The 2,567-nt window shown below is 59.7% G+C and carries 2 protein-coding genes and 2 rRNA genes; 3 read left to right on the top strand and 1 reads right to left on the bottom strand.

Translation table 11 applies throughout. The annotated features are described in order from the left end of the window. From ACIPY3_RS23115 to ACIPY3_RS23125, 3 genes are all read left to right on the top strand, one after another. Window positions 1-208: ribosomal RNA gene (locus ACIPY3_RS23115) — 23S ribosomal RNA — on the top strand; the annotation flags it as partial. A 152-nt stretch (window positions 209-360) separates the two neighbouring features. Beyond that, a 5S ribosomal RNA gene (rrf, locus tag ACIPY3_RS23120) occupies window positions 361-477 on the top strand. 118 nt (window positions 478-595) lie between these two features. Beyond that, a complete protein-coding gene (locus tag ACIPY3_RS23125; RefSeq protein WP_400337889.1) occupies window positions 596-1,381 on the top strand; it encodes a hypothetical protein in 786 nt (261 codons plus the stop codon). A gap of 68 nt (window positions 1,382-1,449) precedes the next feature. Here ACIPY3_RS23125 and ACIPY3_RS23130 read toward each other — a convergent pair whose 3' ends face one another. Further along, a complete protein-coding gene (locus ACIPY3_RS23130) occupies window positions 1,450-2,025 on the bottom strand; it encodes an HhH-GPD-type base excision DNA repair protein (RefSeq protein WP_400337891.1) in 576 nt (191 codons plus the stop codon). Between the last annotated feature and the right edge of the window lie 542 nt (window positions 2,026-2,567).

A 2,567-nucleotide genomic window follows, 5' to 3' on the forward strand; every position in this document is an offset into this window, starting at 1 on the left:
CTGCCAAGTGCACCGCTGATTAGCTACGTTCGGATGGGATAACCGCTGAAAGCATCTAAGCGGGAAGCTCGCTTCAAGATGAGATTTCCACACACTTCATGTGTGAGAGGCCCCCAGCCAGACCACTGGGTTGATAGGCCGGATGTGGAAGCGAGGACTAAAGACTCGTGAAGCTGACCGGTACTAATAGGCCAACAACTTACACCACCCAAAAAACACACTGCACGCGTCCACTATGTGGTTCCCAACCAACAACACCAGTTGAACAACAGGAACCAACACAACCAAATACACAACCAAGCACCACAGTTGTAACCACACAAAGCTTCCCAACCCCCAACAGGGTACGGGTAAAAAGGTTACGGCGGTCATAGCGTGGGGGAAACGCCCGGTCCCATTCCGAACCCGGAAGCTAAGACCCACAGCGCCGATGGTACTGCACCCGGGAGGGTGTGGGAGAGTAGGACACCGCCGGACAACACTTAACAGGAGCCCCGACCACGACGGTCGGGGCTCCACACCTTTAACACACCATGTACCAGGATTCAGCACCCTGCAGACCCGGCATCGCGTATCGAAGCGTAGCCTGAGCGGTATGGGGATGAAAGCAGCGTCGAATACATGGACCGTTGCCGTGCTGGCGTTCACCTTCCTGGGCGCGGGATGCGCAGCTCCTGATCAGATCCAAGGGAGTCCGGCCGCAGCCAGCCCGGTCTCGGAGATCACACCCGATAGGGCGTTGTGCCAAGGCAATGAAATTCCGCTGGAGGCGTTGGTGAACCGAAGGCCCGCGTCCGAGCTCGGGCCTGAAGCGCTGCCGGCACTCAGCGGACGCAACGTGGACCAATTCCACGTTGAATCCTGGCTCATCGCGCAGGAGAGCAGCAGCAGGGTCATGCTGATGAACAAGCTCGCGGAACCGAAGGACGATGGAACGGGCGACATCCGCGACTTCGTTTACGTGATCATTTCCACCGACTCCATGGCTTCGGAACCGGGCAAGCCTGTGTGGGCGGTGGTCGAGGCGTCCGCCTGTACTCCTACCTTGGACTTGGGAGACTTGAGGGCCGGCGCAGTGACCCTGGACCCCTCTTCGAGGCCTGATCCCAACAGCAACAGCGTCCCTTTGCTCGTCACGGAATTTGATTGCAACTCAGGGCAGAATGCCGAAGGGAGGGTAGAAGTGGTGGAACTCGTCGAAACGGATACAACGGTGGAAGTAGTCGTCGGGGTTCGGAGAGCAGCACTCGGGGCGGCTTCGTGCCAGAGCAATCCACCCACGCCGTTCTCAGTCCACTTGGGACGCCCACTGGGCGATCGCGCCGTGGTGAACGCCGCCGTCGTGCCTTCCCGTGAGATCGCCCTGCCGACCCGACGGTGATCCGCCATACCAGGCCGCAGACAGCTAAGGCCCCGCAGATGCGGGGCCTTAGCTGTCTTGTTGATAGGTCAGGCCTTCGCAGCCTTGGCAGCAGCTTTCGCGGCTTGTTTACTTGCGCGGACCTTTACCAAGGAGTCCGGATCCACGATGTCTGCCACGGACAAGTACGAGCCCTCTTCACCGTAATGGCCGGCGGCCTCGCGCCAACCCTCCGCCTGAAGACCACACTGCTTTCCGAGGAGCGCCAGGAAGATCCTGGCCTTCTGGTCCCCGAAGCCCGGTAGGGCCTTCAGTCGCCGGAGTACTTCAGCCCCGCTTGGGTTGTCTCGAGTCCATATGGCGGATGCCTGGCCGTCCCAGTCCTGGTGGACCGTCTCGGCCAGTGCCTGTACCCGTCCGGCCATGGAGCCCGGGAAACGGTGGACAGCCGGAGTCTGCTTGAAGACGTCCACAAAGCCGGCCGGGTCGAAGGCCGCAATGGCGCCGGGCTCCAGGGACCCAATGCGTGAGCGGATCTTCTCGGGTCCGGCGAAGGCGGATTCCATGGTCACTTGTTGATCGAGCAGCATGCCGGTCAGCAGCGCGAAGGCGTCGTCACTGAGGAGTTGGTCGGCAGCAGCATCTCCTGTGATGTGCAGTTCCATGGGTTTATCCTCCCACCTGTCCGCGGCCATCTCCTAGGGAAGCGGTACGCGTCCGCAGGACCAGGAGACCTTCACTGTCCCAAGGGGCCCGCTGCCGCTTCACTGCGGAACGGTGGTTGTTAGGGCTGGGCTGATGGGAAGGTACGACGGCGGGTGGTTGGCTTTGGGGGCTGGCGCGTAGCCGTATGCCGCAGCAAACTTGGGGGTCTTCATGGGAACTTCACGTGGGATTCACGTGTGTCCTCTTGCAGGGCGAGGAGTTGCTTGGGGGTGGATTTGCGTTGGGGGTTGGGGGCGTGTATTGTTTTCTGAGTCGCCGGGAGCGAAACGGAAAGCCGGAAGGTGTGTACGGTTCGGTTGGCGGCCAATAATTATCCTTCTTTTCCAATGGCCTGTTGATGGTTGCGCTGCTTTGTGTGGTGTGCTGTTTGGGTGATGTTTTGAGGGGTCTGTTGTTTGAGAACTCAATAGTGTGCCAAGTTTGTTGATACCGATTGTTTTATTGATTGGTTGAAATTTTTTGCTGGACCGCCGTGCACCCC

Source organism: Paenarthrobacter sp. NPDC089714 (genome assembly GCF_044748905.1).
Lineage (GTDB): Bacteria > Actinomycetota > Actinomycetes > Actinomycetales > Micrococcaceae > Arthrobacter.

Excerpts from the sequence above, each read along its gene's own strand:
- ACIPY3_RS23125 (WP_400337889.1), top strand. The coding sequence starts at position 596 with ATGGGGATGAAAGCAGCGTCGAATACATGGACCGTTGCCGTGCTGGCG.
- ACIPY3_RS23130 (WP_400337891.1), bottom strand. The coding sequence starts at position 2,025 with ATGGAACTGCACATCACAGGAGATGCTGCTGCCGACCAACTCCTCAGT.